This window comes from Sulfitobacter donghicola DSW-25 = KCTC 12864 = JCM 14565, assembly GCF_000622405.1.
Classification (GTDB): Bacteria; Pseudomonadota; Alphaproteobacteria; order Rhodobacterales; family Rhodobacteraceae; genus Sulfitobacter; species Sulfitobacter donghicola.
Genome location: NZ_JASF01000009.1, coordinates 25656 through 32606 on the forward strand (window position 1 = coordinate 25656; position 6951 = coordinate 32606).

Sequence of the window (6951 nt, forward strand, 5' to 3'; positions counted from 1 at the left end):
GAACGCATCATCGCTATGGGTTGGATCAGGCCAGATTTTTCCAAAGGGTTTCACAGACGGGGGGAATGGTTTTTTCGATGGCTTGCATGGCGTCCACAATCAAATCCTCGCGCCATCTGCGCCCTGCAATTTGCACGCCGATGGGCTGCGCACCCCCTGCGGATTGGGCAATATGGGTAGGCAGATTGCCCGCAGGCAGGCCCAGAAAATTCATGATGAATGACCAATGCGCCGCGCCTAAAACATCCAGAACGCCTTCGGCGCCTTCTTCGTCACGTGCGGGCGCAAAGAAGGGTTTGAGCAGGAAGGGCGTTAGCACCAGCGGATAATCCTCAAGAAACAGAGACCACGCGCGCGCATAGTGGGTGCGTTGGGCCATCTGGACCAACAGGTCTTTGCCCTCATAGGGGGGGAACTGAAGATAGTATTCATCAAAGATCGTGTTCAAATCCGCCGAGCCGTGTGCCTTGATATCAGGGCCCAGCATTTCCTGCACTTCGCCCAGTAGCGCGCGATAGCCGACTTCGCCTGTTTCACGCGCCATAGGGGGCTCGACAGCTTCGACGATATACCCTGCATCTGATAGGGCAGAGGCGGCTTTGTCCAATGCGGTTGCCACCTCGGGGTGCAGGCCAAAGCCGAAATCATCGTAGGATACAGCCACGCGGATCGGCCCCTGCAACGGGGCGCCGTGCCATGGCATCGGCACGTGGAACGGATCGCGCGGATCGGGGGCGATAAGGGCAGGCATCGACAGGGCAAGGTCGGCCGCATTGCGGGCAAGCAGCCCCTGAACGGACATGGATTGCGCCAGCAATCCGCGCTCGGCCTTTTGGCTGGGGTTATAGGCAGGCACACGGCCTAATCCCGGTTTGACCGTCACGGCCCCATTGGCCGAAGCGGGAAACCGCAGCGACCCGCCGATGTCGTTGCCATGGGCCAGCGCGCCAATCCCCGCCATCACTGCCGATCCAGCGCCGCCCGAAGACCCCCCCGCCGAAACATGTTTGCCCCAAGGGTTGTGCGTGCGCCCAAACAGCGGGTTATCCGTATCGGCGCGAAAGGAAAACTCGGGCGTGTTGCTGCGCCCGATCACGATCGCGCCTGCCGCCTTTAGGTTGCGCACAACGGGGGCGTCATCGGGGGCGATCATATCCTTTAGGGCCAGAACGCCATTCGACGTGGCAGAGCCCTTTTGATCGACGTTGATCTTGATGGTTACGGGCACACCATGCAGCGGCCCCTTTGGACCTTCCATTGCGTCCAGCGCTGTGGCCTCGGCCCTTGCGGTATCGGCCAAGGAGTCAACCACCGCATTCAGGCTGGGGTTTATCGCCTCCATCCGCGCAATCGCGGCCTCGGTGGCCTCGGTCGCGGTGAGGGCGCCGGCATGTGTGGCGGTGGCGATTTCTGTCGCGCTGAATTGCCAAAGGGGTGCTTTACGCATGGATGTTTTCCTTTTCACATGGCGCGGTTCTGTGGCTGAGGAAATACCTCGCTGTTGGTTTAGTCAAGTTGGAGCTGAGACAGGGGCGCGATGGAAAGCCCATTTCGAATCGTGAACCTGTGGTTGTGGGGCGTTCCCGTTGCAGCGGCTTTGGCGGCCTGCCGAGTTGATTAAATTTTAGGCACCTGCGAGGCTGCGAAAATTATTTGGACTGGTGGAACAAGGCTCTGGGTGAAATGGCCCAAAGATTTATTGACCATTTGATAAACTTTCTAAAGCCTTCCCTTATCCAACCTTCAGGAGAGAACGACATGCCACATGGTCCAAGACCTACACGCCGTCACTTTATGATAACAACAGCTGCTTCTGCGCTGGTAATGAACGCCGCGCAGGTTGCTGCCGCCGAGCCGATCAAAACCGCAGGGATTTATACCGTTCCAGTCGAGCAGCAATGGGTTAGCCGAATTCACATCGCGGCCGTTGCGGCCCAAGATCGCGGTGACATCGCCTATACCTACTCCGAAAACGTGAGCAACACAGATTACGCGCGCGTCATTCGTGAATACGCCGAGGCAGGTAACAAGCTGATCATCGGCGAAGTTTTCGGTGCCGAACAGGAAGCCCGCGAAGTTGCGGCGGAATATCCTGATGTGGCCTTCCTGATGGGCTCTAGCTTTAAGGAAGATCCGGCGCTTCCGAACTTTGCTGTTTTTGACAACTATATTCAGGATGCGGCCTATCTATCGGGCATCATTGCGGGTGCGATGACCACATCCAATAACATCGGCATGGTCGGTGGTTTCCCGATCCCCGAAGTGAACCGTTTGATGCACGCGTTCATGGCGGGTGCAAAGGAAATGAACCCTGATATCGCCTTCCAAGTTAGCTTTATCGGCAGCTGGTTTGATCCGCCAAAGGCGAAAGAGACTGCCTTTGCCATGATCGAAAACGGAGCCGACATCCTATATGCAGAACGCTTTGGCGTGTCTGATGCGGCAAAGGAAAAGGGCATTCTGGCAATCGGTAACGTCATCGATACCCAGTCAGAATATCCCGAAACGGTTGTGGCTTCGGCCATCTGGCATTTCGAACCGACCTTGGACAAAGCCATTGCCGAAGTTCAGGCAGGCAGCTTTGCAGCGGCTGATTACGGTATTTATTCCTACATGAACAAGGGCGGCACATCGCTGGCGCCTTATGGGACGTTTGAGGGCAAGATCCCTGAAAAGGCATTGGCCTTGGTCACCAAACGCACCGAAGAAATCATGTCTGGGGCGTTTACTGTCGCGGTGAACGACGACGAGCCGACCTCGTCGTGACGCAAACGCAGGGTGAAGCGCTTCGCCTAGAAGGGATCACCAAACGATTTGGTAAGCTGACCGCAAATGATGCGGTCAGCCTTTCGTTGAATGCGGGTGAGGTTGTCGCGCTGTTGGGTGAAAATGGCGCGGGCAAAACCACCCTGATGAATATCCTGTTCGGCCAATACACCCCCGATGCTGGCACCGTGCGCGTGTTTGGCAAAACCCTCGCCTCTGGCAACTCAAGAGCGGCGATTGAGGCGGGCGTGGGGATGGTGCACCAGCATTTCACCTTGGCCGATAACCTGACGGTTCTGGAGAACATCACCCTCGGGGTTGAGCCGATGACCCGTTTCAGGGCGGATCACAAAGGCGCGCGCGAACGGATTCTAACCCTTTCGCAAAACTATCACCTAGAGGTTTCTCTGGATGCAAAGGTAGGGGCCTTAACGGTGGGCGAGCGCCAGCGCGTTGAGATCCTAAAGGCGCTGTACCGCGATGTGCGCATCCTGATTTTGGATGAACCGACGGCGGTTTTGACGCCCCAAGAGGTGGACAAGCTGTTTGCCACGCTGCGGCTGGCCATTGCGGGCGGCCTGTCGATTGTTTTCATTTCCCACAAACTGCACGAGGTGCTGGACATCGCGGATCGGGTTGTCGTCTTGCGCCATGGCAAGGTGGTGGGCGAAGCGGATACAAAAGACACCGACAAAGCGGCGCTGGCGACAATGATGATGGGCACCAGCGCCCAAGCACCCGATGTTGCGGCGGCCACCCCTGGAAAGGCGCTGCTAAAGCTGGCGGAGGTCTCCACCCCTGATCGCGGCAATGCTCCGGGTTTGAAATCGGCTTCGCTGGATTTGCTGGCGGGGCAGATTATCGGGCTGGCGGGTGTATCGGGCAACGGGCAGGCGGCGCTGGCCGATATTGTGGGGGGCGTGGAAAAACCCGCCTCTGGCCAGCTGGTTCTGAACGACACAGTGATAACAGATTGGACCCCCCGCAGCGCGGTTGCCAATGGCATCGCCCGCATTCCCGAAGACCGTCACAAGACCGGAACAATTGCCGATTTTGACCTGACGCAAAACGCTGTGCTGGAACGCTATACCGCAGGGGAATTCAGCAAGGCAGGCTGGATGAATTGGCGCGCCGCGCGCAAGTTTGCCACCGACATCATCGCAAAATACGATGTCCGCTGCCCCGGTCCTGAAACGCCGATCAGGTTGTTATCTGGGGGGAATATGCAAAAGCTGATTTTGGGCCGCACGTTAGAGGCAGGCCCGCAGGTTATTCTGGCCAACCAACCTGTGCGGGGATTGGATATTGGCGCGGTGAACTATGTGCATAGTCAGCTATTGGCGGCGCGGGATCGCGGCGCGGCTGTTTTGCTGATCTCGGAAGATCTGGATGAAATCATGGCCCTGTCAGACGTCATCCATGTGATTGCGGATGGCCGCCTATCGCCCGGGTTTGATCGGGGCACCATGACGCCCGCGCAGCTGGGCCTGTGGATGGCTGGCCAAGGCACAGAAGGCGAGCCCGACTATGCGACTTGAACCCATCACCAACCCCAGTGTTTTGCGCAAGGTGGGGCTGCCCTTTGGGGCGCTGTGCCTTACGTTTTTGGCCGCATCCCTGCTGGCCATGATCGCGGGGGCAAACCCGTTTTCCGTGCTGAGCCTGATTGTCAAAGGCGCGTTTGGATCAAAGTTCGCGATCCTCGAAACGCTGAACCGCGCCACGCCTTTGATCTTTACGGGCCTTGCTGTGGCTGTCGCGTTTCGGGCCAAGTTTTGGAACATCGGGGCAGAGGCGCAGCTATATGCAGGCGCCTTGCTGACGGTGCTGCTTGGGACGGGGGCGTTGCCATGGCCCAGTTTCGCCTTGCTGCCCGCGCTGGCCATTGCCGCGATATTGGCGGGGGCGCTGATATTGCTGGTGCCTGCGTTTCTGAAAACCCGTTTTGGCGTAGACGAAGTTGTCACCACCTTGCTGTTCAACTTTATCTTTCTGCTGTTCATCTCGATGTTATTGGAAGGGCCGATAAAAGACCCGATGGGCATGGGCTGGCCCAAATCCGCCCGTGTTGTTCCAGAGGCGCGATTGCCGCGGATGCTGCCAGACTTGCGTCTTCATTGGGGGTTTGGCGTGGCGTTGATTTCTGCGGTGGTGATCTGGGCCATCCAGACGCGCAGCACCTTGGGGTATGAAATGCGCGCCGTTGGCCTGAACAGGCAAGCGGCGGCATTTGCGGGCATCCCCGTCAACCGCGTGTTCCTCAAGACGGCGCTATTGTCTGGCGGGTTGGCCGCGCTTGCCGGTTTCTCCGAAGTGGCGGGCGTAAAGGGGAGCCTCACGCTCGACCTGTCGCCGGGGTATGGGTACACGGGGATCATCGTGGCGATGCTGGCGCTGCTAAACCCATTGGCCGTTGTGGGTGCTGCCCTGTTTGTGGCGGGGATTTTTGTGGGTGCAGATAGCATGAGCCGCGCTGCACATGTGCCGACCTATCTGGCAGACATGATGCTGGCCATTGCGCTGTTGCTGATGGTGCTGGCGATCATGCTAACGCGTTTCCGCATCGTAAAGGATTGACGTCATGGAGATCGTGGAAATTCTGTTCACCGCCAGTTTCTGGGCCGCTGCCATCCGCATCGCCAGCCCGCTGATCTTTGCGACCTTGGGCGAGCTGATCTGCGAAAGGGCGGGTGTTTTGAACCTCGGGATTGAGGGGATCATGGTTGCGGGGGCTTTTGCGGGCTGGATGGCTGTTTATGCGGGCACGGGGCTTTGGGCTGGGGTCGGGGTCGCGATGGTTGTGGGCATGTTTTACGGCTTGCTGCACAGCACGCTGACCGTTCCTTTTGGCCTGTCCCAGCATGTTGTCGGGTTGGGGGTGACGCTGCTGGCTACGTCTTCGACCTATTACGCCTATCGCCTTGCTCTGCCAGAGGTCACAACCCCGCCGAAAATTCAGGCCTTTCAGCCCTATGAAATCCCGTTGCTGTCCGACATTCCCCTGCTGGGGGAGGCCGTGTTTTCGCAAACGCCACTGACCTATCTGGCCTTTGTCCTTGTCGGCGTGGTGGCCTTTGTCTTGTACCGCACGCCTTTGGGGTTGGCGGTGCGGGCGGCGGGGGAAAACCCCAATGCCGTTGCCGCGCAGGGGCTATCGGTGACGGCCATACGCATGGGCGCGGTGATCGTTGGTAGCGGGTTAATGGCTGTTGGCGGAGCCTTCCTGACCATGTCGGCCTTTGACAGTTTCTTTTTCGAAATGGTGAACGGGCGCGGCTGGATTTGTATTGCCTTGGTGGTGTTCGGATCATGGCGTCCGGGTAAGGCGCTGCTGGGGGCTGTTTTATTCGCCGCCTTTGATGCGCTTCAAATCAGGGTTCAGCAAACCAGTTTGGGCACACTTGTGCCCTATCAAATATTCCTGATGATGCCCTATATCCTGTCCATCCTAGCGCTGGTCATCATGTCCAGACGCGCCGAGGTTCCCGCGGCCTTGATGGTGCCATTTAACAAAGGAGAACGCTGATGTTTGATCTGATCGTAAAGGGCGGCGTTCTGCCTGACGGGACTGTCGCAGACATCGGCATAACGGGTGACAAGATCGCCGCGATCGGGGATCTGGCCGGCGCTGACTCCGGTCAGGTGATTGATGCCAGCGGAGACCTAGTCAGCGCGCCCTTTGTGGATCCGCATTTCCATCTGGATGCAACGCTGTCCTATGGCACGCCGCGCATCAATGCCTCTGGCACCTTGTTGGAGGGGATCGGATTATGGGGCGAGCTAAAAGACGAAATGACCCAAGACCAAGTGGTCGAGCGCGCGCTGACTTATTGTGACTGGGCGGTCAGCATGGGCCTGTTGGCGATCCGCAGCCATGTGGATGTGTGCGACGATCGCCTGTTGGGCGTTGAGGCGCTGCTGCATGTGCGCGAGCAGGTGAAGGACTATATCGACCTCCAGCTGGTCGCCTTTCCCCAAGACGGTTTTTACCGCGACCCGACCGCGCGCGAGAACACAATCCGCGCCTTGGATATGGGCGTTGATGTTGTCGGGGGTATCCCGCATTTCGAACGTACCATGGCCGATGGGGCCGCATCCGTGCGCGAGCTGTGCGAGATCGCGGCCGCGCGGGGATTGCAGGTGGATATGCACTGCGATGAAACCGACGACCCGATGTCGCGCCAT

General features: G+C 58.5%; 6 protein-coding genes. 5 read left to right on the forward strand and 1 reads right to left on the reverse strand.

All coding sequences use genetic code 11. The features are described from left to right. Positions 1–25: 25 nt before the first annotated feature. Positions 26–1447: an amidase gene (locus tag Z948_RS0117575; RefSeq protein WP_025060850.1), complete on the reverse strand. Its 1422-nt coding sequence runs from the start codon at positions 1445–1447 to the stop codon at positions 26–28. Between the two features lie 347 nt (positions 1448–1794). On the opposite strand from Z948_RS0117575, the gene Z948_RS0117580 reads away from it, so the two are divergent. The 5 genes from Z948_RS0117580 to Z948_RS0117600 form a co-directional block, all read left to right on the forward strand. Continuing rightward, complete coding sequence (locus Z948_RS0117580) at positions 1795–2766, forward strand: BMP family protein (RefSeq protein WP_245604610.1); 972 nt, start codon at positions 1795–1797, stop codon at positions 2764–2766. After that, positions 2763–4304, forward strand: coding sequence for an ABC transporter ATP-binding protein (locus Z948_RS0117585; RefSeq protein WP_025060852.1), 1542 nt, complete (start codon positions 2763–2765; stop codon positions 4302–4304). The genes Z948_RS0117580 and Z948_RS0117585 overlap by 4 nt, the downstream gene beginning before the upstream one ends. Beyond that, a complete protein-coding gene (locus Z948_RS0117590; protein WP_025060853.1) occupies positions 4294–5343 on the forward strand; it encodes an ABC transporter permease in 1050 nt (349 codons plus the stop codon). The genes Z948_RS0117585 and Z948_RS0117590 overlap by 11 nt, the downstream gene beginning before the upstream one ends. 4 nt (positions 5344–5347) lie before the next feature. Further along, a complete protein-coding gene (locus Z948_RS0117595) occupies positions 5348–6292 on the forward strand; it encodes an ABC transporter permease (protein WP_025060854.1) in 945 nt (314 codons plus the stop codon). Then, positions 6292–6951, forward strand: a 660-nt coding sequence (locus tag Z948_RS0117600; RefSeq protein WP_025060855.1) for an amidohydrolase family protein, incomplete at its 3' end; no start/stop codon positions are given. The genes Z948_RS0117595 and Z948_RS0117600, both read left to right, overlap by 1 nt.